The sequence below is a fragment of the Brevibacterium sp. 1718 genome (genome assembly GCF_051131255.1).
In the GTDB taxonomy this organism is placed as follows: Bacteria; Actinomycetota; Actinomycetes; order Actinomycetales; family Brevibacteriaceae; genus Brevibacterium; species Brevibacterium sediminis.
This window is the reverse complement of record NZ_CP186550.1, coordinates 1,747,631-1,769,906: the sequence shown is the minus strand read 5'-3', so window position 1 is coordinate 1,769,906 and position 22,276 is coordinate 1,747,631. Positions and strand designations below refer to the sequence as shown.

23 protein-coding genes are annotated in these 22,276 nt (G+C 61.9%); 9 read left to right on the top strand and 14 right to left on the bottom strand.

What is annotated here, in order from left to right; translation table 11 throughout:
• Window positions 1-38: 38 nt before the first annotated feature.
• Window positions 39-422, bottom strand: coding sequence for a YchJ family protein (locus ACOZ9V_RS07915; protein WP_229663899.1), 384 nt, complete (start codon window positions 420-422; stop codon window positions 39-41).
• Between the two features lie 53 nt (window positions 423-475).
• Between ACOZ9V_RS07915 and ACOZ9V_RS07910 the strand changes: the two genes are divergently transcribed.
• The 4 genes from ACOZ9V_RS07910 (at window position 476) to ACOZ9V_RS07895 (ending at window position 4,041) form a co-directional block, all read left to right on the top strand.
• Window positions 476-1,063: an HhH-GPD-type base excision DNA repair protein gene (locus ACOZ9V_RS07910; protein WP_181270417.1), complete on the top strand. Its 588-nt coding sequence runs from the start codon at window positions 476-478 to the stop codon at window positions 1,061-1,063.
• A 231-nt stretch (window positions 1,064-1,294) separates the two neighbouring features.
• The gene (locus ACOZ9V_RS07905) at window positions 1,295-1,861 is read left to right on the top strand and encodes a hypothetical protein (RefSeq protein ID WP_434594997.1); all 567 of its coding nucleotides are present in this window, start codon (window positions 1,295-1,297) and stop codon (window positions 1,859-1,861) included.
• 500 nt (window positions 1,862-2,361) lie between these two features.
• Entirely contained in the window at window positions 2,362-2,715 is a 354-nt protein-coding gene (locus tag ACOZ9V_RS07900) for a hypothetical protein (RefSeq protein ID WP_434594994.1), read from the top strand.
• 90 nt (window positions 2,716-2,805) lie between these two features.
• Complete coding sequence (locus ACOZ9V_RS07895; RefSeq protein ID WP_181270414.1) at window positions 2,806-4,041, top strand: NAD(P)-binding domain-containing protein; 1,236 nt, start codon at window positions 2,806-2,808, stop codon at window positions 4,039-4,041.
• Here ACOZ9V_RS07895 and ACOZ9V_RS07890 read toward each other — a convergent pair.
• Window positions 4,011-4,673, bottom strand: a complete 663-nt coding sequence (locus ACOZ9V_RS07890) for a hypothetical protein (RefSeq protein WP_218973595.1) — start codon at window positions 4,671-4,673, stop codon at window positions 4,011-4,013. The two genes, ACOZ9V_RS07895 and ACOZ9V_RS07890, sit on opposite strands and share 31 nt — an antisense overlap.
• Window positions 4,674-4,778: 105 nt before the next feature.
• On the opposite strand from ACOZ9V_RS07890, the gene ACOZ9V_RS07885 reads away from it, so the two are divergent.
• Window positions 4,779-5,495, top strand: a complete 717-nt coding sequence (locus ACOZ9V_RS07885; protein WP_139466901.1) for a PIG-L deacetylase family protein — start codon at window positions 4,779-4,781, stop codon at window positions 5,493-5,495.
• 147 nt (window positions 5,496-5,642) lie between these two features.
• Here ACOZ9V_RS07885 and tpx read toward each other — a convergent pair whose 3' ends face one another.
• The 7 genes from tpx to ACOZ9V_RS07850 form a co-directional block, all read right to left on the bottom strand.
• Complete coding sequence (gene tpx, locus ACOZ9V_RS07880) at window positions 5,643-6,143, bottom strand: thiol peroxidase (protein WP_181270412.1); 501 nt, start codon at window positions 6,141-6,143, stop codon at window positions 5,643-5,645.
• Between the two features lie 139 nt (window positions 6,144-6,282).
• Window positions 6,283-8,481 carry a bifunctional metallophosphatase/5'-nucleotidase gene (locus tag ACOZ9V_RS07875; protein ID WP_434594989.1) on the bottom strand — a complete coding sequence of 733 codons (2,199 nt, stop codon included), beginning with the start codon at window positions 8,479-8,481 and terminating at the stop codon, window positions 6,283-6,285.
• A 115-nt stretch (window positions 8,482-8,596) separates the two neighbouring features.
• Window positions 8,597-9,604, bottom strand: a complete 1,008-nt coding sequence (locus tag ACOZ9V_RS07870; protein ID WP_139466898.1) for a DUF368 domain-containing protein — start codon at window positions 9,602-9,604, stop codon at window positions 8,597-8,599.
• 44 nt (window positions 9,605-9,648) lie between these two features.
• The gene (locus ACOZ9V_RS07865) at window positions 9,649-10,167 is read right to left on the bottom strand and encodes a DinB family protein (RefSeq protein WP_172169044.1); all 519 of its coding nucleotides are present in this window, start codon (window positions 10,165-10,167) and stop codon (window positions 9,649-9,651) included.
• A gap of 55 nt (window positions 10,168-10,222) precedes the next feature.
• Window positions 10,223-10,594, bottom strand: a complete 372-nt coding sequence (locus ACOZ9V_RS07860) for a VOC family protein (protein WP_101544850.1) — start codon at window positions 10,592-10,594, stop codon at window positions 10,223-10,225.
• Between the two features lie 107 nt (window positions 10,595-10,701).
• Window positions 10,702-11,520, bottom strand: a complete 819-nt coding sequence (locus ACOZ9V_RS07855) for a thioesterase family protein (protein ID WP_434594985.1) — start codon at window positions 11,518-11,520, stop codon at window positions 10,702-10,704.
• Window positions 11,521-11,562: 42 nt separating this feature from the next.
• Window positions 11,563-11,778 (bottom strand): hypothetical protein, encoded by a 216-nt coding sequence (locus ACOZ9V_RS07850; RefSeq protein ID WP_139466894.1) that lies wholly within the window; start codon window positions 11,776-11,778, stop codon window positions 11,563-11,565.
• Window positions 11,779-11,862: 84 nt separating this feature from the next.
• Between ACOZ9V_RS07850 and ACOZ9V_RS07845 the strand changes: the two genes are divergently transcribed.
• Complete coding sequence (locus ACOZ9V_RS07845) at window positions 11,863-12,840, top strand: GNAT family N-acetyltransferase (protein WP_434594981.1); 978 nt, start codon at window positions 11,863-11,865, stop codon at window positions 12,838-12,840.
• Between the two features lie 75 nt (window positions 12,841-12,915).
• Here ACOZ9V_RS07845 and ACOZ9V_RS07840 read toward each other — a convergent pair whose 3' ends face one another.
• Both ACOZ9V_RS07840 and ACOZ9V_RS07835 read right to left on the bottom strand, forming a co-directional pair.
• Window positions 12,916-15,111 (bottom strand): S1 family peptidase, encoded by a 2,196-nt coding sequence (locus ACOZ9V_RS07840; RefSeq protein WP_139466893.1) that lies wholly within the window; start codon window positions 15,109-15,111, stop codon window positions 12,916-12,918.
• 267 nt (window positions 15,112-15,378) lie between these two features.
• A complete protein-coding gene (locus ACOZ9V_RS07835; RefSeq protein WP_181270408.1) occupies window positions 15,379-17,319 on the bottom strand; it encodes a S1 family peptidase in 1,941 nt (646 codons plus the stop codon).
• Window positions 17,320-17,565: 246 nt separating this feature from the next.
• Between ACOZ9V_RS07835 and ACOZ9V_RS07830 the strand changes: the two genes are divergently transcribed.
• Genes ACOZ9V_RS07830 through ACOZ9V_RS07820 form a run of 3 tightly spaced genes read left to right on the top strand, consistent with a single transcriptional unit; the run spans window position 17,566 to window position 19,334 of the window.
• A complete protein-coding gene (locus tag ACOZ9V_RS07830; protein WP_434594977.1) occupies window positions 17,566-18,045 on the top strand; it encodes an META domain-containing protein in 480 nt (159 codons plus the stop codon).
• Window positions 18,042-18,362: an META domain-containing protein gene (locus ACOZ9V_RS07825; RefSeq protein WP_434594974.1), complete on the top strand. Its 321-nt coding sequence runs from the start codon at window positions 18,042-18,044 to the stop codon at window positions 18,360-18,362. Before ACOZ9V_RS07830 ends, ACOZ9V_RS07825 begins: the two co-directional genes overlap by 4 nt.
• Window positions 18,363-19,334, top strand: a complete 972-nt coding sequence (locus ACOZ9V_RS07820; protein WP_434594971.1) for a DUF808 domain-containing protein — start codon at window positions 18,363-18,365, stop codon at window positions 19,332-19,334.
• An 82-nt stretch (window positions 19,335-19,416) separates the two neighbouring features.
• On the opposite strand, the gene ACOZ9V_RS07815 is transcribed toward ACOZ9V_RS07820, so the two are convergent.
• From ACOZ9V_RS07815 to ACOZ9V_RS07805, 3 genes are read right to left on the bottom strand one after another with little or no spacing between them, the layout of a single operon-like run.
• Window positions 19,417-20,346 carry an ABC transporter substrate-binding protein gene (locus tag ACOZ9V_RS07815; protein WP_434594969.1) on the bottom strand — a complete coding sequence of 310 codons (930 nt, stop codon included), beginning with the start codon at window positions 20,344-20,346 and terminating at the stop codon, window positions 19,417-19,419.
• Between the two features lie 29 nt (window positions 20,347-20,375).
• Window positions 20,376-21,203, bottom strand: coding sequence for an ABC transporter ATP-binding protein (locus ACOZ9V_RS07810; protein WP_434594966.1), 828 nt, complete (start codon window positions 21,201-21,203; stop codon window positions 20,376-20,378).
• Complete coding sequence (locus ACOZ9V_RS07805) at window positions 21,200-22,213, bottom strand: FecCD family ABC transporter permease (protein ID WP_434595374.1); 1,014 nt, start codon at window positions 22,211-22,213, stop codon at window positions 21,200-21,202. The genes ACOZ9V_RS07810 and ACOZ9V_RS07805 overlap by 4 nt, the downstream gene beginning before the upstream one ends.
• Between the last annotated feature and the right edge of the window lie 63 nt (window positions 22,214-22,276).

The following is a 22,276-nucleotide window of genomic DNA, read 5'->3' as shown; positions in this document are numbered from 1 at the left end:
TAGACACAGTGGTCGGCGTTCGAAGCCGTTGCCGGTTGTCAGCTCTCGAGCGCTTCGAGGTACATCCACCGCCCGGCACGGCGGACGAAGGAGGAGTTCTCTTCGAGGACATGATCGCCGAGGTGGTCCCGGAATCGCGCACGGAAGTGCACGGTGCCGGTGACATCGTCGAATCCCCCGCCCGTGGTGGACACGATTTCGAGGCCGAGCCACGTGGTGGCGTCATCGACGCCGACATCGTCGGGTCGGGTCTTGGCATGCCAGGTGCGGAAGAGGTGGTCTTCGTTGCCGCGGACGAAGGCGGTGTAGCGGGAGCGCATCAGCGCCTCGGCGGTGGTGGGCCAGGATTCACCGTCGAGGGCGGGGCGGCAGCAGTCGTCGTAGGCGGTGCCGGGAGGCATTCCGGAGCAGGGGCAGATCATCAGTCGATGATATCGGCAGTGGACAGCCGTAGGCGGCGTGCGAAGATGGAGTCATGACTTCACTGTTCCTGTCTGGAGATCCGAAGGCCGATGCACTCTTGGCCGAAGACCGCTTCGCTCTGCTTGTCGGGATGCTGCTCGACCAGCAGGTGACCATGGAGAGCGCCTTCGCTGGGCCGGCCAAGCTGGCAGATCGACTAGGCAAGCTCGATATCGACGAGATCGCCGAGATGAACCCGGACGATTTCCTCGACATCTTCGCCCAGACTCCCGCAGTCCACCGGTTCCCGAAGTCGATGGCTGGACGGGTGCAGAAGCTGGCCGCAGCCATTGTCGACGAATACGACGGCAACCCCGAGGCTATCTGGACTGAGGGCGACCCCAGCGGTGCTGAGGTCCTCAAACGGCTGAAGAAGCTGCCCGGATTCGGCGATCAGAAGGCCAAGATCTTCCTGGCCTTGCTCGGTAAGCAGTTCGAACTCCAGGCCGACGGTTGGCAGGAGGCTGCCGGTGATTACGGAGACGCAGACGCCCGCCGATCGATCGCCGACGTCGTCGATGACGTCACTCTGCAAGAGGTGCGTGCTTTCAAGAAGCAGCAGAAGGCCGCGGCCAAGACGGCGAAGGCCGCGAACAAGTAGCCGCAGTTGCCGAAAGATCGTTGTTCCCACGCACTCGGGCGTGAGTTATCCACAGATTTCACTTCGCCTGTTCTAAAAAGCATGCCGGTCGAATAATGTAGGGAATCCGGGTGCCGGCCGATGGGGTCGCGCCGCAGTTGCAGACCACAGAGGCGTGGAATGAGAACTGGATCGTCCCGACCGTATCGTCGACCTTCCCAAATATTCGTTGCCGTTTTCTCCGCGCTGAGTATGGTCTCGGTTGTCGGCTGTGCCGACAACTCGCCGGTAGCCGCACCGACGTCGACCCTGCCCGCCCAGCAGCCCGACGGAGGGTCGACCGATAATCCCCCCGAGGTGGCCATCCCCGACTACGAAACCGACCTTGACCTCGACAAAGAGGAAAAGAAGGCCGTCGAGGGCGCGCTGGTGGCATTCGACGACTTCATTCAAGCCATTAATGAAGCGTATTCCGGGAAGTTCGAGGTAGCTGATGAGTTTCCGAAATTCGCATCCGGTGATGCGCTTAAGTCAATTCAGGCCGAAGCCAAATCAGTAGCCTCCAACGAGGCTACCTTTAAGGGCCAAATCGAACCGTTGAAGGTCGAAGTATTTGAAGTCACGAGAGTCGACGAAACAGCGAAATCTGGCTCGGTCCTAGTGAACTTTTGTGTTGACACCTCTAGGTGGACAATGACCCCGGCAGGTCAAACTCCAACTTTGAATCCTGATGGAAAAGTGACGATGCAACACACCATTCAGTTAGATGATGAAAGCTGGAAAGTCGACCAGCAAACCCTCTGGGAACGACGTTGTTAGGAAATAGGTCTTCCCACAGCATTCTTTGTTTTGCAATCGTCGCCATTTGCCTGTTCATGTTTCCTCCGCCGGCGGAGGCAGCACCAGGCTGCACGATTGGCGACACTAGCGGGTGTAAAGCGGTAAAACCCCCGGTTCCCCAACCGCCTCCGGGCGGAGGGGGATCTGACGGCGGCGGAGGCTCCGGAGGTGGCGGCTCTGGTGGAGGAGGCAACGGCGGCGGTGGTTCCGGAGGCGGAGGTGGCGCCGGCGGCGGCGGTCAGCCTGACTGCCCGACTGAAGACGTCGGCTATCTGTGCGTAAGTGAACCCGGCCCCGGTGGCGGAGGGGGCGGTGGCGGCGGCGCTCCGGCTCGGCCCGATCCCCCGACCCACATCCCGGAATCGCAGTTCCAGAATTTCGACATACCGGCTCCCACAATCTATGCCTGGCCGAAGGATTGGGCTGTCGTCGGCAAACCGGCGGCCTTCTGGACGGACATCGACGTCAGTTATATCGACATGACCCTGCTGACCTATGCAGTCAAGGTCAAAGTCACCCCAGAGCGCTTCAATTGGGACTTCGGAGACGGCTCGGGCACGACCACTACTGCGAAGGGGGCGAAGCCCCTGCCCGGCGGCACACCCCAGATCGGACACGAATACCAAGAATCCGGCAAGGTATCGGCATCGATGACTGCGACATTCAGCGGAGAATTCTCGGTCGACGGCGGACCCTGGCTCCCTATCGACGGATTCGCTCACGTCGCCAGCAACGACATCGGCATTGAGGTCTACCGCTACCACCGCTACCTTGTCGACGAAGACTGCTATTCGAATCCCCGCGGGCCGGACTGTGCCCAATCTGCCCGATGACGCCGTGACATTCTCAGTCGGAAAGGCTCGGCCCATCGCCCCGCCATGATCGGTGAACCCGTGACGAGAGAAACCTGAAACAATGGCCCCATGGTGTGCCGAATCAACGAGCTCCTGATCGACTCTCATTGGCCTATCGTCATCATCGGCGCGGGCCAAGCCGGACTGTCCGCAGCACATTACCTGTGGCGCGACGGCCTCGCACCGGGCAAAGACTTCATCATCCTCGATGCCGGAGACGGCCCCGGTGGTGCCTGGCGAGAACGGTGGGACTCATTGACCCTGGGCACCACCAACCACATCTCCGACCTGCCTGGGTTTCCTCTCGGACGTCCCGACCCGAACGTCCCTGCCTCCGAGATCGTCTCCGACTACTACTCCCGGTTCGAACGCGAACTCGAACTCTGCGTCATCCGGCCGGCTGAAGTGGACACCGTCCGGTCCGAAGAACCCGGACAGGGACGATTCACCATCACAGCCACCGTCGACGGTGAACACGTGACGCTCTCCAGCGACTACCTCATCAACGCAACCGGCACGTGGACCCAGCCTTACGTCCCCTTCGTCCCCGGCATCGCGGAGTTCGAGGGCCACCAGCTGCATACCGTGAACTTCCGTGACGTCGAAGACTTCCGGGGACTGCGCACGCTCGTGGTCGGCGGCGGAATCTCCGCCACGCAGTTTCTCCTCGAACTCGCCGAAGTGACCGACACTCTTTGGGCCACACGCCGTCCCCCGAACTTCACGTCCAGGGACTTCGACGGCCAATGGGGACTTGAGGTCGAACGAGCCGTTCGCGAACGAACTCTGTCCGGTCTGGCCCCAGCCAGCGTCGTCCGCACGACTGGCCTGCCGATCCGCAGAGAGTTCCGGGAAGGAATCGACTCGGGAGTTCTGGTGTCTCGAGGCATGTTCGACCGCATCCTTCCCCACGGCGTCCACTTCCCCGGACTCGGCGACACCGAGCTTCCGACCACGTCGGAAGGCTTGGGTCCTTCGGCCAGCGACTACCTGGCGGTGCCCGAATCATGGGCGCCGTTCGACGAACCCCATGTCGAAGAGGTCGACGTGATCTTCTGGAACACCGGGTTCCGAGCAGCACTCAAACACCTTGCACCGCTGCGCCTGCGCACACCTGATGGCGGAATCTCCATGGAAACCGAGGTCGCGGTCAAAGACGATCCACGGCTGTTCCTCGTCGGCTACGGATCAGCCAGTTCCACGGTCGGCGCGACCAGGGCCGGGAGGATAGCGGCTCGAGAACTGCTCAAACGCATGTCTGGCAGTCGGCAGCCTCAGCGCAGGTCTGGGGCTTTGAGCACCTGATCGCCAAAGCGAACCGTCGGCAGCATCTGTCGGAACTGGTCTTGAGCCTCTGTGTCATCGGCTTGCGCAAGCATGTCGACGCTGACCTTGAAGAGTCGACCGTCGACAGATATTCCGGCAACTGCACCGAACATCACGGAGTCCTCTTTGTCGACAGCTCGCATGTCATCGGGTGCCAAGGTGCCGTGGAAGACCCAGTACTCTCCACCGCTGAGTGATCCGGTGGCCTCACTGGTCATGGACGATCCCGACGTGCTGAACATCCTCTCCCGCGCCTTGTCCACCAATTCTTGAGGTGACGACTCGTCGTCATCAATGCAGTTGACAGTGATGATCGCGCCAGAATCAGCTTCGTAGAGCCGATAGCCGTCGTAGCCGGACCCATCTGCCCAGTCGGCGCCCAAGGCCAAACTGACTTCGACGGGACATTGTCCGCCCAGGTCGACAGTGGTCTCGCTCATCCCGTCGGGAATCGTCGGGCCGGTTGCGGTCGGCGAAGGCGACTGTCCGTCGCCGATTCCCACATTCGCCGGTTTGGATCCCGCATCTTCGGAGCTGCTGACCTTGAACGCCGAACATCCGCTGAGAGTCAGGCCCAGGGCCAGCGTCACCGCTACGAGTGGTCTGTTCATCATTGTCTGCCTTCACTCGATCGGCGTGGTCCTCCACATCGTACCCAATCATCTGGTCGTCCCTGGTCTCTGGCGCAAGCGTCAACTGCCGCCTAGCCTGGACTCATGACTGAGATCCCGCTTTTCGATGACTCCGATATCAACCGTGTGCTCTGCGTGGTCGCCCACCCTGACGATATGGAGTACGGCGGTTCGGCAGCCGTGTCGAAATGGACCGATGAGGGCAAAGAAGTCGCCTATCTTCTGCTCACCCGAGGCGAAGCAGGAATCCGGGACATGAGCCCGGAGGAAGTGGCACCGCTGCGCGCCGAGGAACAGCGTCGGGCGTGCAATATTGTCGGCGTCGACGATCTGGAGATCCTCGACTTCCCGGATGGTCTGCTGGAACCCACGCACGAGTTGCGTCGGGCAATCGCGCGGAAGATCCGCGAGTTCCGCCCGAATGCGGTAGTCGTGACGACTTTCGACCTCCAAGTGCAGTGGGGACTCAATCATGTCGACCACCGCCATGCCGGAGTTGCCACCGTCGATGCTATTCGCGATGCGGACAATCCTTGGGTCTTCACCGATCTCAAGGATGAGGGACTTGAAGCGTGGAAGGCTGATCGGCTGCTCATCAATGGTGCCCAGCCCACTCACGCCGTGGCGCTCACTGCTGCGCACGTCGACCGTGGTGTGCGATCGCTTGAGGCGCACAAGGTCTATTTGGACGCCCTCAGCGATCATCCGGCGCCGAAGGATATGATCCCCGGCATCACCACGAGCGGTGGAGAACTCGCCGGCGTCGACTACGCCCTGCCGATCACAGTCGTCGATATGTGAGCACTTCGCCAATTGCTCCTTGTCAGCAGCCGGTGCTCCGAACCACTTCGACCGGCACGCTGCTGATAGAGAACAACCGGGTGGGACGCGTGTGCGTCCCACCCGGTTCGTATTTCACTAGTCAAACTTTCGACTCGCGGGAGAAGATCAGGCTTCCAGAGCTGCGATTGCCGAGTCGTAGTCGGGTTCGGTGGTGATCTCGTCAACGAGCTGCGTGTACGTCACGGTGCCCTTCTCGTCGAGGACGACAACGGATCGGGCGAGCAGACCAGCGAGCGGACCGTCGACCATGGTCACACCGAAATCCTTGCCGAACGAGCTGCGGAATCCCGACGCCGTCACGACGTTCTCGATGCCTTCAGCGCCGCAGAAGCGAGCCTGGGCGAACGGAAGGTCGTTGGACACGCAGAGAACAGTGGTGTTCTCCAGGCCGGAGGCGAGTTCGTTGAACTTGCGCACCGAGGCGGCGCACACTCCCGTATCGAGGCTGGGGAAGATGTTGAGCACGACACGCTTGCCCGAGTTGTCCTGTGAGTTCACATCACCGAGGTCGGCGCCGACGAGGCTGAATGCCGGGGCTTGTTCGCCCTTGGCGGGCAGTTCGCCGACGGTCTTGACCGGAGATCCCTGAAATGCTGTGTTGGCCATGCTTGACTCTCTCCTTCTTCAGAGCTGACTGCTGTCACCCTCACTCTACGTGAGACGGCTCCGAGGGGAACACGACGAACATGGACCGGACTTTCGCCGGCCCTCGGATTGATGAATCCCACAGATGGCCGACAGCCGCTCAGCGACGACGGCGACGTGAGATGACCACGAGTGCCGAACCGAGTGCGATGATCGCAGCTGCGATGCCGATGCTTGTGGCAAGCTCGAGGCCGGTCCGCGGCAGGTCGGCCCCGCCACCTGCACCGGCTGCCGAACCGTCAGCTTCACGGCCGTCGGCGTCGCGGCCGTCAGCATTGCCGTCCGATGCACTGTTCGTCGAGCCGTCGTTCTCGGATGTTGCCTCTCCAGCATTGTCCTCCCCGTCAGCGCTTCCGGAGCTCCCGGAACCCGCGCCGTCGGAGGACCCACCGGCATCGGACTCGGCTCCAGCGGACGCCTTCGAGCCTGCCTCGGCAGTGGCTTCGCCGGAGCTGTCGGAATCCTCGCTGTCGCCGGAATCGTCATCGTCTCCGCCCGGTGCACGGCTGCTGGTGACGACCTGCCAGTTCTCGTCGAAGAAATCGGCGGGGTCGACGATCTGCTTCTCTTCCGCCCAGTCGATGAGTGCCTGACGAACCTCGACCTGTTCGTTGTAGACCTCTTTGAGTCCGTCGACCGGGTAGCCGCCGCCACCGGACTGACGATAGTTGTTGATGGCGAGGATGAACCGGTCATCGTCTCCGATTTCGCTGCCGTCAGCCTGCGTGAGGTTTTCGATCCTCTTCCCGGTCGGTTTGGAGACATTGATGTCGTAGTCGATTCCGGCCAGAGCATCGTAGTTGTAGTCCGGAATCGGAGAGTCCGAGACTTCGTCGATCGCGTTCGTGCCGTCGACCGGGTCGAATTCAGCGCCTTCCTCGGTCTGTTTGAAATAGCGTGCCGAGAATTCGAGGTAGTCGCGCAGCTGAGCGCCGTTGGTCTCGACTCCGGCAAGAGTGTTGTCGTAGACGTAGAGTCCGGCCACATCTCGGATCGTGATGTCGCCGGCGGGGAATTCTGCGGTGCGGCTGAAGGGTGATGCCTGCGAGATCACGGGAAGATCGGCATAGTCCGTTCCCTTCAGTCCTTCTTCAATCGTCTCGGTTTGGACGTGGGAGATGAAGTCGAGGATGGCCGTGTCTTCATAGTAGGAGGTCTTCGCCGACAGTGTTTCGGTGACCGATCCGATCTTCGTGTTCACGTAGTCGATCGTGGTCTGGTGCTGCTCATCGACAAGGTCTTTGATCTCCTGGTCCTCAGCGACCTCCCCCTGGGTGGCAAGAGCGTCTGCGTGCGGCGCGGCCTCGTCCCAGTCCACGTGGTGGGTGTCAAGATTGATCGGCAGTCCCACCTCGGATACCGACCGTGCCCAATAGTTCGGTTGGGTGATGAGCACCTCGGTGCCGTCGTCACGGGTCACGACCTGACTGGGTTCGTTCTGATGAGTATGGCCGGCGACGAGGACATCAACTCCTGGCACTTTCGCTACCGAGGTGCTGACGTTCTCCTGCAGCTGGTCCGGATCCCAGCTCTGTCCCTTCGGATCTTTGCCAGAGTGGGACAGTACGACGATGACGTCTGCGCCTTTCTGTTTCATCTCGGGCACATACTTCTGTGCCGTCTCGACCGGATCGTCGAAGTGCACCTTCCCGGACAGGTTGTTCTTGTCCCAGATGCGGCTGCCGGGAGTGGTCACTCCGAGAACACCGACGGTGATCGTCTCACCATCGACCTGCTTCTCCACCATCGCATAAGGGTCCAAATGGGACTGTCCGTCGGCGTCGTCGATGACGTTGGCCCCGAGCAGTGGAAAGTCGACCTGGTCACGGTAGGTGGCCAGCAGATCGAGGCCGTAGTTGAATTCGTGGTTGCCGACGACCTGTGCGTCGTATCCCAGGTGGTTGTAGGTCTTGGCCAGTGGGTGGGTTTGGCCGCTCGTCGTGATCGGCTCCTGTTTGGCGAAGTAGTATGCCAATGGATTGCCTTGGATCGTGTCACCGTTGTCGACGAGGAGCACGGAATCGGCACCTTTGTCCTCACGCACTCCCTTGATGAGAGTCGAGGCTCGGGACATGCCCAGCTCCTCCCCTGCCGGGTAGGGCTTGTTCGCGAAGTAGTCCCAGTTGAGTACGTTGCCGTGAACGTCAGTCGTCGCCAACAGGGTCAGTTCTCCGGTTGTCGCCGCCTGAGAGTCGGCGGGGGCATCGGCACTGCCGAGTCCGGTCGCGGAGGCGGCCGCGGGACCGGTGACGATGAGAGCGAGGGCGAGTGTGGACGAGGTCAGGGTGCGCAGACGCATGAGTCTCCAGAGAACTGGTCAGAGAGGATGAAAGTGATCCAACTCTCTTACCCTAGTGGGCGCTGATCGTTTTCTGAATGGATCTTGAGAGAAATTTGCACAAACTCGCTTGCGTTCACGCTGTGGTGGAATCGGCTCTATCAGCCTCATCCTTCGCAGACGCAGATTTAGCCTCGACGATGATGAGGATGACGACGACGGCCGCGCCGAGGACCGCAAGCAGGATCGGACCGAGTACCGGGTCGACGGGGGCCAGCAGGCCGCCCGCTCCGTGTTCTTCGCCGTCGGCGCCCACCTCTGCAGATGACTGCCACGGCCAGAGCGCGCGGAGGGAACCGAACATCAGTCCTGCCATGACGATGAGGGTCCACCACCGGTGGTTGTGCAGGAAGTATTTGAGAATGTTGACGAAGACCGCCAGGCCGAGGATCGCGCCGAGCATGAAAATTCCGAGGTACCCGAAATCGCGGGAGTCGACGGCCCGCAGAGTGGTCGAGTACATACCCACTGCCAGCAGGAAGAACGATCCGGACACTCCGGGCACGACGAGAGCGCAGATGGCGATAGAGGCGACGAAGAAGACGGCGATGAGCGGTGGATTCTCCACGTCTGCCCCACCTGCCAGACTCGTCATCCAGAACGCGAGAGCGGCGGCGAGGATGAACGCCAGAACGCCGAGGAGCACGGGCTGCCGTGAGGAGCGGGCCGGCAACATCCTCAACGGCACCGCGATGCTGGCGGCGACAAGACCGAAGAACAGACCCCGGGAGAGTTCGGGGTTGCTGGTGACGAAGCCTTCCATGACACCGGCGATGGTGAACACTGCCGCGGCCATGCCCAACAGCACCGGAATGACGAGGAACCAGTCGGTGCGCCGCAGTTCCGCCAGAGCCCCCGCGGCACGGTTCGGTCCTGTCACGAGGGTCTTCGCGGCCGAAACGACGTGGGCTGCGGAGTCGATGAGCTGGTCGTAGACGCCGGTGACCAAGGCGATGGTTCCGCCGGAGACCCCGGGGACGAGTTCCGCGCTGCCGATGAGAAAGCCCCGGATCAGGTCGAGCGGGAGGAGTGCTTTGGATCTCTTCGGCGCAGCGGCGGTATCGGTCGGCGGGGTGTTCGTCATACTTTCCAGCCTATTAGATCCACCGGGCGCCGATGAGGTGCGACTCAGTCGCCGATCTCACCATCGATGTCTTCGCGGAGGATGTCCGCATGACCTGCGTGACGAGCGTACTCTTCGATGAGATGAATGAGGATCCATCGGACGTTGAACTTCTCTCCGTCACGGTCTCCTCGTTCGGTGAGCGTGTCGAGGTCGGCCACCTCGGTGAGGATTTCACGGGACTTCTCACAGGCCTGCTCGTGGTCCGCCAGGAGCTCGTCCGCGGTCATCCCTGACGCAGACTCGAAGTCCCAATCACGGTCGCTGTTCCAGTCGACGCTCGACCACGGCTCCCCCAGCTCTCGGCCCTGCAGCACTTCGACGAACCAGCTCTCCTCGACGAGCGTGAGATGGCGGAGGATGCCGCCGATCGTCAGAGACGATGAGGCCACGGTGTGGTCGAGCTGCTCGGGCGTCAGCCCATCGACCTTGCGTCTGACCACCTGTCGGAAGTACTCGACGAATTCTTCGAGCCCACGACGTTCGTTCGGGGAGTTGCTCGGATCGGTCAATGGCAGGGTCATGCTGAGCCTCTCTGACCATGCAGACGGCCTGAAGTTCGAACCAGGTGTATGAGGCTCAGTCTAGTTTTCGCCGACCGATGTCGAAGAGATTTCCTTCGGGATCTTTCAGAGTCGTCCATTCGATCCCATATTCGTCGAAAGACGCGAGCTTATGTGCACCCAAGGAGACCGCGCGGTCGACGTCCGCCGGATAGTGCGGATCGTCGAGGTCGATGTGCAGCGGGTTCTTCCCCTCTGCCCGTTCGTCGACCTTGAGGAAAAGCATTCCCGGGGTCGGTGACTCGCTGTTGTGGACTCCCCCGATGCTCGCAACGAACTCGTTGGCGCCGGGATCGATGTCGGCACCGAGGAGGTCTGCCCAGAAGATCGATTGTGCTTCCACATCGAGGCAGTCGAAGGTGATGCTCAAAGATGCCAGCGACGCCATGAGCGCGGTCCTTTCGCAGTCGGATAGGTGTTGACCCGACTCTAGAGCACCCCACAGACATGACAAGTCGAAGGCGTCATCGTCGGTTATCCGCCGTCATCGTCGCGTCACCCGCGGGGCTGGCGCGCCAACTGCCGCGACTGAGCGACGAGGCGACCGGCCGAGTCCCACAGTTCGCAGTCCTCTTCGAACATTCCGCCGGCGATGTTCCGAGTGGACAGTCGCGCGCTGATCCAGCCGGGAGCGGGCAGGGCGCGGACGTGTGCGGTCAGTTCCATCGTCGGCGCCCAGTTGAAGCGACCGAGGTCGAACATCACCGGCGGAAACGAGTCGAGGAAAGTCAGCAATGACAGCGGGTCCGGGTCGGTCCCGTCGATGAGCCGAATCCAACCTTGCAGCACTCCACGACCACTGGGTTTGCCGACCGCGAATCCTGCGGTGGCCGGGTCGAGGCGCATATCGAACCGTTCGATGAGCGGCGCCGCCTTCTTGAAGTCCTCGCTGGCTTCGGCGACACCGACGCATTCTTCCGGTGGGGGCAGCTGGGGCGGCGTGGCTGTCGTGCCGACATCGTCGGGAAGGTCGCCGAGGTTGCCCATCGTCGCCATCGCCGAGATCGTCGGTGCCCCGTTCTGGGAGAGTTCGATGCCGTAGCTCGCCGTCGATCGGCCTTCGCGCAGTGTGCGCGTGGAGATGTCGACCGGACCTTCTCTGCTCGGTCCGAGATAGAAGGTGGAGATGACGAGGGGGTCCGGGGTGCTCGGGTTGACGGCCCGCAGGGCTTGTCCGGCGACTCCGAGGAGGTAGCCTCCATTCACGGCTCCGGCGACTTTCCAGCCGGCGTCGAGGTCGGCGGTAAAGCTGTGGTCGCCTTGGCGGGTGACTGCGGTGGCCTGTGAAAACTCACTGACGGTCGATTGACTCATATCACATACAGTACCAACAACTGAACGAACGTCCAGCCAGATTCAATGCCGACCGGACTGTCGTTCGTTGCCGTGACGATAGTGACCTGTTGCCCGTGCCAACAGCTGCTGGTCGGTGTCGTCATCTCGGCCGAGTTTGGGAATGAGCGCGGCAACCTTCTTTCCGCCGAGCTCCATGACGGTGCGGCCGCCTCGGCGAATGAAGAGGATTCCGGATTTGGTGATTTGGTAGTCGAATGGATCGTCTTCAAGGCTCATGTCTGGACTCCTTCGTCGGGCGCACCTTGTCGCTTTCATCTCTGCGTTGAGTTGCTGTGAGCGCTCACCGATTAGTCTAAGCGCATGAGTGTGAAGCTGACCCGGGTCGATCCACATGGCTGCGACGATCATGATCTGACTGAGTTCTACACCACGGAAGAGTTCCCTTTCCACGCCAGGCTGTCTCGCTGGTCGGCAGAAGAAGTCCGCCAACGGATTGCGGACGGCTATTTCATCAGCGAGGAGACCGAGACGTTCTGGCTCGTTCACAGCGAGCTGGGCCGGATCGGCATCGTCCGTCTGGAGGATCTTCGTGACGAGACGCCGATGTTCGACCTCCGATTAGCTTCGCGATTTCGAGGTCGGGGCCTCGGCGTTGAGGCATTGACCGCCATTACCGCTCATGTCTTTTCCACCACGGGAGCGATTCGACTCGAGGGTCAGACGCGCGAAGACAATCACGCCATGAGGGCGGTCTTCGACCGGGCAGGCTGGACGAAAGAAGCTCACTATCGCCGCTCGTGGCCTGTAATCGGCAGCGATCCGCTGGATTCGGTCGGCTATGCGATCCTGCGCGAGGAATGGGAGACAGGCGTCGTCCATGAGCTGCACTGGCATGATCGACGTCATTTCCGTGAGCAGACTCGTGCCGGGATCACGTATTCGTCGAATACTCCGCCATCGTGCAGTGAGATGCTCGCGCTCTACAACTCAGTCGGATGGTCGGCGTACACGAACGCCCCGGAACGACTGGTCCGCAGTGTCCTCAATTCTTCGCACGTGGTTTGTGCTCACCAGGCAGAGCTGCTCGTCGGATTGGCGCGCGTGGTCAGCGACTTCGGAACACTTGTCTACCTCCAAGATGTCCTGGTCGCTCCAGGAATGCAGCGGCGCGGCATCGGGGCTGAACTCGTCGCTCGCGTCCTCGAACCTTTCGCCGATGTCCGACAGACCGTCCTGCTCACCGACGCCGATCCCGGACTGGCTGAGTTCTACACGTCGCTCGGCTTCAGCGAAGCCGCCCGGTCTGCAGGGGCGGCGGTCCGTGCTTTCGTCCGATGACGTGAAAGTGCCCCTGGCCAGAAGGCCAGGGGCACTTTCTCTCAGTCGGTCAACGAGTGACCGTCAGAGTGTGTTTCAGTTGTTCTTCTTGCGACGCATGGTCAGAACAACAGCGGCTCCACCGACGAGGAGCAGTCCGGCTCCGGCGGCCAGGCCGGTCAGCTCGGCACCGGTGCGAGGCAGATCAGATCCGCCGCCGTCACCGTTTCCATCATCGTTGCCGTTGTCGTCACCATCGTTGCCGCCGCCGTTGCCGTCTTCGTCGGCAACAACCTGGAAGGAGCCGGTGAGGGCCTCTTCGTCTTCGGTGTCGTTGGCGCCGGTGACCTGAACGTCGTACTTACCGAGGTAGGCCTCGGGGTTCGAAGCGCTGGTGCCGTAGATCGAGAATCCGACGACTCCCTCAGCGTTGGCAGTCTGCGTCATCTCGTAGTCCTTGACGCCTTCAGGCCCGTCGACAACCTTGAGGGTCACTTTCTCTCCCTCTTCGAAGCCTTCAGCCGTGATCTGCACGCCCTTGTCTTCCTTCACGAAGTCCGAAGCAGCGATCTCCTTCGGCTCGACAGTCAGCTTGCGCTCGGCCTCTGCAGCCCGAACAGTCACCGTGAAGTTAGTGGCTTCCGAGGTCTGTCCGTTAGCTGTGACCGTAGCGGAGTAGGCGTATTCGCCAGCTTCAGCAGGAGCCTCGGTGGAGAAGTTTCCATCAGCATCGGTCTTGACCGTGACGCTGCCCTCAGCCGGTGCGGCCTGGGCCTGAGCGGAACCTGCCTGGGCATCGCCAGCGGGCTTCCAGGTCAGCTTGACGTCAGCGTTCGGAGCAGCCTTGCCGGTGATCTTTCCGCCTTCAACGACTGTCTGGTCTCCGACCTTGGGAGCTTCAGGCTTCTCGTCACCGTCGGCGTCGGAATCGGCCTTGTCATCCTTGCCATCGGCTGAGGAGGAAGCATCGGCATTGTCGCCATCGGCGGCAGCGGAAGCGTCAGCCTCTGCTCCGTCTGCGTCGGCCGAAGCTTCAGCGTCGTCGCCTTCCGCAGCGGACGAAGCATCAGCTTCCTTGGCGTCGGCGTCAGCGTTGTCGGAAGCGTTTGCGTCGTCTCCCTCGGCAGCGGCCGAAGCATCTGCATCTTCACCGTCGGCAGCAGCGGAAGCGTCAGCTTCTGCCTCATCATCACCCGGAGGCTCTTCGTTAGGATCAGTGAACGAGATCGACTGTCCGGACTTCTCGAGCGAGTAGTCGAGGTCGGCTACCCAGCTGAAGTCGATCTCCTGACCGTTCTCGTCCTCTGCAGGACCGCCGCCGGAGATGACGCCGACTGCAGTGTCTCCCTGGAAGACGCCGCCACCGGAATCGCCGGGCGCGGAGAACGGCTTGCCGGACGGTGCCTTAACACCGAAACCATGGACGAAGCGTCCGCTGACGTTGACGAAGTCGAACTGCTCGTTGTAGGCAGTCCATGTCTCGTTCTCGGTCAGTCCGGTCGTCCGGCCGGCCTTCTGAACGGTACCTTCGCTGTGAGCGCCGACCTTGGTGATATCAGTGGCGAGCTTCGCAGCCAGATCGTCGTCTCCGGCGGTCGACCAGTCAGTCACACCTGTCTTGACGTTGTACTTCGAAGCATCGACATTGATGACCGCGAAGTCGATATCGTCGTCATTGGGCTGAGCGTCTGAACCCGGAGGAACCAGTTCGCCGCCGAACTTGTTGTAACCCCAGCTGCCGATGACGCCGAGTCCGGTCTGCTTGAATCCCTCTCCACCGACCGCAGGAGCAGTGGAAGGCTGTTCGGTCTCGTCGACCGTCGTGTCGCCCTCAAATTCCCCGCTCTGCTCGTTGATGATCTTCGCGCAGTGACCAGCGGTGAGCACGATCGGCTTTCCATCAGCATCCCAACCGGAGAATCCGGTTGAACAGGCTCCGCCGCCCTCGCCTGCCTTGACGAGGTAACCTGCGCCGCCAACCAAGTCGTTGCCGGCATAGGCCTTCAGCTCTTTGACTCCCTCAACGACCTTGACGTTCGAGAAATCCTGCTCAAGCTTCTTTGTTGTCTTGTCGGCCTTTTCAACACCGATGGTGAGCTTGCCGTTCTTGGCGCCGTATGCGTTGACACCGGACGCCTTGTCCAGAGTCTTCTGCACAGCCGCATCGCTCTGCACATTCAGCTTCTGCGGACCGTTGTCAGCGACGGCCGGAGAAGCAGCGAACGCTCCGCCCAGGCCGAGCGCCGTTGCCGCTGTGAGCGCCAGCGAACTCTGTACGAGTTTCTTCTGCATAAGTTGTTGTCTCTCTGTTCTGAGGGATCAATGTCACAAGTTGATGACCTAAGTCACGATAAGGTTACGGGGCGCACTCAGTGACTACCAAAAAAGTAGGCCGAAGACTGTGAACTTAATGTACGAAACTTCAGTAGATGTATACAAAGAGACTTGCTGTTATCGCCTCTAGGCAGTCGCCATGAATAGACGATGCCCCCGGTCAGAAGACCGGGGGCATCGTCAGTGTCAGTTCGCCAGACCGTCAGACGGCCGGCATCACAGCACTCAGTTGTTGTTCTTGCGACGCATGGTCAGAACGACCGCGGTTCCGCCCACGAGGAGCAGTCCGGCTCCGGCGGCCAGGCCGGTCAGCTCGGCACCGGTGCGCGGCAGGTCAGAACCGCCGTCACCGTTTCCGTCATCGTCGTTTCCGTCGCCGGCTCCGCCGTCGGCATTGCCGTCGTCGTTGTTGCCGTCATCGTCTCCGCCGGATCCGCCGCCGGAACCGTCTTCGTCAGCGACTACCTCGAACGTACCGGTCAGTGCCGACTCGTCCTCGGTATCGTTGGCGCCGGTAACCTCGACGTCGTACTTACCGAGGTAGGCCTCGGCGTTCTCGGCGCTGGTGCCGTAGATCGAGAATGCGGCGGCACCGTTCTCATTGGCGGTCTCGTCCAGCTTGATGCCCTCGACGCCTTCAGGCCCGTTGGCAACTTCGAGGTTGACCTTCTCGCCCTCGTCGAAGCCCTTAACCGTGATCGTCACGCCCTTGTCTTCCTTCACGAAGTCGGACGCGACGATCTCTTTGGGGTCGACGCTGATCTCACGCTCGGCAGGAGCGGGAGTCTCGGACTCGTCCTTCTCAACGGTCACATCGAATTCGGTCGTCTTGGATTCCTGTCCGTCAACGATCGCCGTCGCAGTGAAGTTGTAGTCGCCTTCGGCCTTGGGGCCCTCGACGGAGAAGTTTCCGTCCTTGTCAGCCGTGACGGTCTCAGAACCGTTCTCGGCTGCCTGAGCACCTTCAGCGGGTTCCCACTTGACCTCGACCTTGGCGCCAGCCTCGGCCTTGCCCTTGACCTTGCCCTCAGGCTCGATGGTCTGGTCTTCGGCCTTCGGAGCAGCAGGTGCCTCAGGGGTCTCCTCACCCGGCTTCTTGAGGTTGAAGTCCGTGCCGGACTCCTCGAGCGAGTGGTCCAGGTCGGCAACCCAGGTGAACGAGGTGTTCGCATCGAGGTCGCCGCCGCCGGAGATGACACCCACGGCGGTGCTGCCCTGGTAGACGCCGCCGCCGGAGTCGCCCGGCTGGGAGAAGGGCTTGTCGATCGGCGCGGTCACGCCGAATCCGTGGACCCAACGACCGCCGACATTCTGGTAGTCGAAGTCGTACTCCGAGCGGGGCAGAACTTCGCCGTCGGTCTTACCGGTGGTGCGACCGGACTTGCTGATGGCGCCGTCCTTGTGCGCACCGACCTCGGTGATCTCGGTGGTCGACTTGGCCAGATCGTCCGAATCGGCGGTCGACCAGTCGGTGATGCCGTTCTTGACGTTGTACTTCGACTCGTCGACGTTGATGACGGCGAAGTCGATGTCGGACTCGCTGGGCTCAGGCCACTTGTTCTGGTCGGCGCCCTCGAGGAGGTCGCCGCCGAAGTTGTGGAAGCCCCACTTGCCGATGACGCCGCTGCCGGAGGCCTGGAAGCCTTCGCCGCCGTTGGCCTCGGAGATCGAGGGCTTCTCGGTCTGATCGACAGTGGTGTCGCCGTCGAACTCGTTGGTCTGCTCGTTGATGATCTTCGAGCAGTGACCGGCGGTCAGGACGACGGGCTTGCCGTCTCCGTCCCAGCCGGAGAAACCGGTCGAGCAGGCCCCGCCGCTCTCGCCGGCCTTGACCAGGTAGCCGGCACCGCCGACGAGATCATTCTTCGCATAGGGCTTCAGTTCCTTGACGCCCTCGGTGACCTTGATGTTCTGGTACTTCTTTTCGAGCTTCTTGATCTCGTCGGTCTTCTTGGCAACGCCGATGCTGAGCTCGCCGCCGTCGGTGCCGTAGGCGTTGACGCCTTCGATACCGGAAAGTGCCTTCTGGACGTGAGCTTCACTCTGAAGGTCCAGCTTCTGCGGGGCGTTGTCAGCCATCGCCGGTGAGGCGACGAGCGCGCCGCTCAGGCTCAGCGCCGCAGCGGCGCTGATCGCCAGTGAACTCTGCACGAGTTTCTTCTGCATAAGGTTGATTCCCTTGATCGTTGTCGATGCTTCGATTGCCCGACCCCGTCAACAGGCTTCGCCGCGACTCGGCGGTTCATGCTTCCGGTGTCAGATTTCCAACCGTGTGAAAGGTTACGGTTTGATCACGACGCAATGCAAGAACCATCAATGTCCCAGGTGAACACAACTTACAGAAGTCGGACTACACAAGCTGTCCTGTGTTCTTCCAGGTCGCTCGAAAACGGTGCCGTTATGATCAGGGGCATGCCGAACCACACAAAGCTTCGCCCCCTGGCCTCCGTAAGACCCGCCTCGAGGCTCGCGCTCGGACTCGCGGCCTTTGCTCTCACTCTGCCGCTGGCAGCCTGTGACACCGGCAACGACCCCCGAAACCCCAGCTCCCCCTCCCCCACCGAGTCCAGCGAAACCACGTCTCCCAGCGACGACGCCTCCAAGCTCGATCCCACCGGTAAATGGACCTCACCGGAGAAGGGCGACCCGTTCCTCGAATTCTCTGACGACGGCTCGCTCGAAGGCTCTGACGGCTGCAACGCGATCGTCACGAGCTGGAAGGTCAAAGGCGACGAGATCACCATCGACTCCTTCATGTCGACCCAGAAAGCCTGCGCCGGCGTCGACACCTGGCTGAGCAAAGCCTCAACGGCGACTATCGAAGGCGATGTCATGAAGGTCAAAGACAGCAACGGGAAAGTCATCGGCGGACTGGAAAAGGACGACAAATGACACAGGAACTCATCGGCCGCTGGACGGCCGAGACGAACGAGCGGGCCTTCCTCGAGTTCACCGAGGACGGCTCACTGCGCGGCAGCGACGGCGCCAACAACCTTATGACCTCATGGTCGGCCGAGCCCGAGGGTTTGATGATCAAGTCCTCGATGATGACGCTCAAAGCCGCTCCCGGAATGGTCACCTGGGTTCCCAAAGCCAGGAGAGTCGAACCCGACGGCGACCGTCTGCACCTCTTCGACGCTGCCGAGAACCACCTCGGCGACCTTCATCGTCAGCCGTCCGGCCCAACTCACAAGCTCGGCGGTCGTTAGATGGCCGGAGGTCTGATCGCACTCCTCGACGATGTGGCCGCACTCGTCAAACTCTCGGCTGCCAGCCTCGACGATGTCGCCGCAGGTGCGTCACGAGCCGGTGCGAAGGCGGCTGGGGTCGTCATCGACGATGCCGCGGTGACGCCGAAGTTCGTCGAAGGAGTGGACCCCAAACGCGAGCTTCCGATCATCCAGCGCATCGCGTTGGGCTCCCTATTCAACAAGCTCGTCATCATCCTCCCGATCATTCTCCTGCTCAGCCAGTTTCTGCCCTGGCTCCTCACTCCGCTGCTCATGATCGGCGGCACCTACCTCTGCTATGAGGGTGCCGAGAAGGTCTTCGAGAAGCTCGGCTGGATCGCCCACCACGAGAAGGACACCCCGGCCGCCGAACAGTCGACCGATGGCAAGGCGGCAGAGAAGAAGGTCGTGCGATCGGCCATCACCACCGATTTCGTCCTCAGCTGCGAGATCATGGTCATCGCCCTCAACGAGGTGGCCGCCGAATCCCTGACCAGCCGTGCCGTCATCCTCGCCGTCGTCGGCGTTGCGATCACCGTCGGCGTCTACGGTGTCGTCGCACTCATTGTGAAGATGGATGACATCGGTCTGCATATGGCGAAGAAGGACTCACCCGGGCAGCAGAAGTTCGGTCGGTTCCTCGTCGGAGCGATGCCGAAGCTGCTCGCTCTGCTCTCCGTCGTGGGCACCTTCGCCATGCTGTGGGTCGGAGGACACATCATCCTCGTCGGCACCGACGAGCTCGGCTTCCACGCCCTCTACGGCTTCGTCCACCACTTCGAAGAGCCCGTCGCCGCGATCGCGGTCCTCGGCGGCTTCCTGGGTTGGCTGGTCAACACGTTCTTCTCCCTCATCCTCGGTGCGATCTGGGGAGGCATCGTCGTCGGCGTGATCTTCGGAGTCAAGGCACTCTTGAAGAAGGACGGCAAGAAGGACACTGCTACCGCCTGAGCTGCGGCGGCGTCCCTCGTCGCTCGGGTTCCGGGCTCCGTGAGTTGGGTTGGGCCGGTGAGAGAAGGGCTGGCCCGGTCGCCTACTTCCTGAGCATGTCCTCGATGCCGCTGTCGGTCACCAGCCAGTCGAGGCTGGCCGGGCTGGCGGCATTGACGGCGGTCGCGAATTCGGCGTCGATGAAGGCTGCGGTGCCGTTCTTCACCGACGGCAGCGAGTCATAGCTCGGATTGTCAACGACCTGCTTCTTCCCGTCGTCGTCCATGGCCCACACGAAGAGGTAGTCTGCGTCGAGCTCGTCGAGATTCTCGGCCGAGAGAGTGAACTTGTTGATCTCTTCAGGCGTCTGGTGCTGCCCGGGTTTGAGGCCGAAGAGTTCCAGCGGTGCGGCGTTACCGAAATAGATCCCTTCGGCCCGCGGCGAGATCAGCTGATATGACTTCCCGTTGACCCCGAGGTCGGCACCGCCGGCTTCGAGCTTGTCTTTCGTCGTGTCGATCAGTTTCTCTGCCTCATCAGACTTCCCCAGAGCTTCGCCGACCTGTTCGGTCATCTCATCCCAGTCGGGATTCGCCGACTCCGTGTCCGGAATGATCACCGGAGCGATGTCGGAGAGCTGCTCGTAGGTGGAGTCGTCGGCGATATTCCAGGGTGCTGCGAAGATGACATCCGGTTCGTATTCCGCGATCTTCTCGAGGTTCGGCGCATATTCGGCGTTGATGAGCGAATCGTCCGCGACATCGTCGGTGACGCCCTTCTGCCACGGCATGATCTGGTCTTTCGTGGATGCAACGGCGACCGGTGTCACGCCCATTCCCGCAGCCGCGTCAGCGGCAGGCGAATTGAGGACGACGACGTTCTTCGCACCAGCCGGGACTTCGACCTCCCCCTTGAGAGTGTCGACCGTGACCGAGTCGGCGTTGTCCGCCGCCTCATCGGTTCCGCCGCATCCTGCCAGCAGCAGCGTCGAGGCCGCCAGCACCGAGATGACTCCGAGAGCGGTCCTTGTCATTAGGGTTCTCATTTCCGGGATACGTGCGCTCAGCGCTGAGCGAATGCCTTCTTCGGTGCTCCCGCCACGATCATCGGCGCACCCGTGACCGGATCGTCGATGACTGTGCAGTCGATGCCGAAGACCTCGTTGACGAGTTCCGAGGTGATGATCGTCTCCGGAGCCCCCTGAGCGACGATCGAACCGTTCTTCATGGCGATGATCTCGTCGGCGTAGCGGCAGGCTTGGTTGAGGTCGTGGAGGACGGCGACCAGCGTGTGCCCGTATTCGTGATTGAGCTGCGAGAACAGGTCGAGCAGCTCGATCTGATAGGCGACGTCGAGAAAGGTCGTCGGTTCGTCGAGCAGCAGGAGGGAAGTCTCCTGAGCGAGCACCATGGCCACCCAGACGCGCTGACGCTGACCGCCGGAGAGCTCGTCGACGAGCCGTGAGGACAGCTCTTCGGTGTTCGTCGCCCGCAGCGCCGACAGCACAGCTGCTTCATCGGCGTCGGTCCACTGGCGCAGGAACGACTGATGCGGGTGCCGCCCGCGGGAGACGAGCTCGGCGACCGTGATCCCGTCCGGGGCGATGGACGACTGCGGGAGAAGACCCAACCGCTGGGCGATCTTCTTCGTCTTCATCTTCTCGATGTTGTTCCCATCGAGAAGCACAGTGCCCTTCGCCGGCGGCAGCAGTCGCGCGAGAGCACGCAGCAGAGTTGATTTGCCGCACGCGTTGGGGCCGACGATGATCGAGAACTTACCGTCGGGAATGCTCACGTCGAGATCGCTGACGATCTGGCGCTGGTCATAGGCCAGGTCGAGGTTCTCGGCGATCAGCGGGGAGGCTGCGCCTGCGGGGTTGGGAATGCTCATGATGCCTTCCGAGCTTCTTGGATGAGGAGCCAGATGAGGTAGATGCCGCCGATGCTCACGGTGATGACGCCGACGGGCAGTTGGATATCGCCGAACGCATGTTGGGCGATGAGGTCGGCGGCGACGAGGAGCAGTGCTCCGACAGCCGCGGAGGTCAGCAGGCTGGTGCCCTGCGCCCGCGCGATCCGCCGCCCGATCTGCGGTGCGGCCAAGGCGACGAAGGCAATCGGACCGGCCGCGGCCGTGACCACGGCGACGAGGGCGACGGCGATGACGATGAGAACGGCACGGATGGGCTCGTTGCGTACGCCCAGCGCTTTCGCCGTATCGTCGCCGAGTTCCAGAGTGCCGAGATCTCGGGAGAAGAGTCCGCAGACCAGACCGAGGACGATGGTGGCCACAGCCGCCGGTGCGATCGTCGACCAGCCCATTCCATTCAGGGTTCCGGCACCCCATGTGGCAGCGGCCATGGCGAGCTCGAGATCGGCGCGCATGATCAGCCAGGTGTTGAAGGCGTTGAGCATCGCCGTCAGTGCGATACCCACGATGATGAGCCGGAAGCCCTGGACCCCGCCTTTCCAGGTGAGCAGGTAGACGACCACGGCGGTCAGGAGTCCGCCGATGATCGCGCCCGCCGCGGTGGAGACGAAGCTCGTGCCGAAGACGATGATCGTGACGATGCCGCCGGTGTAGGCACCGGTGGAGAAGCCGATGATGTCCGGGGAGCCGAGAGGATTGCGTGTCAGCGATTGGAAGACGGCTCCGGAGACTCCGAGTCCGGCGCCGAGGACGATGCCGGCGATGATGCGCGGTGCCCGCCACTCCCCGACGACGGTATTGACGATGCGCTTCTCAGCGGCCCCGAACAGGCCCTGGAACACTTCGGTCGGAGTCAGCGAGAACTTGCCGAGCATGAGACCGGCGAAGCCGCAGGCCAGCGCGATCAGCGTGATGATTCCGGCGGTGATGACAACCCGCAGGTCGATGCGGAATCCGAAGACTCGCAGCATGGGCCGGCCGAAGTCGACTTTCTCCCCCGGTAGTGCATGCGGGTGCGCGGTGAGGCTGCGGTC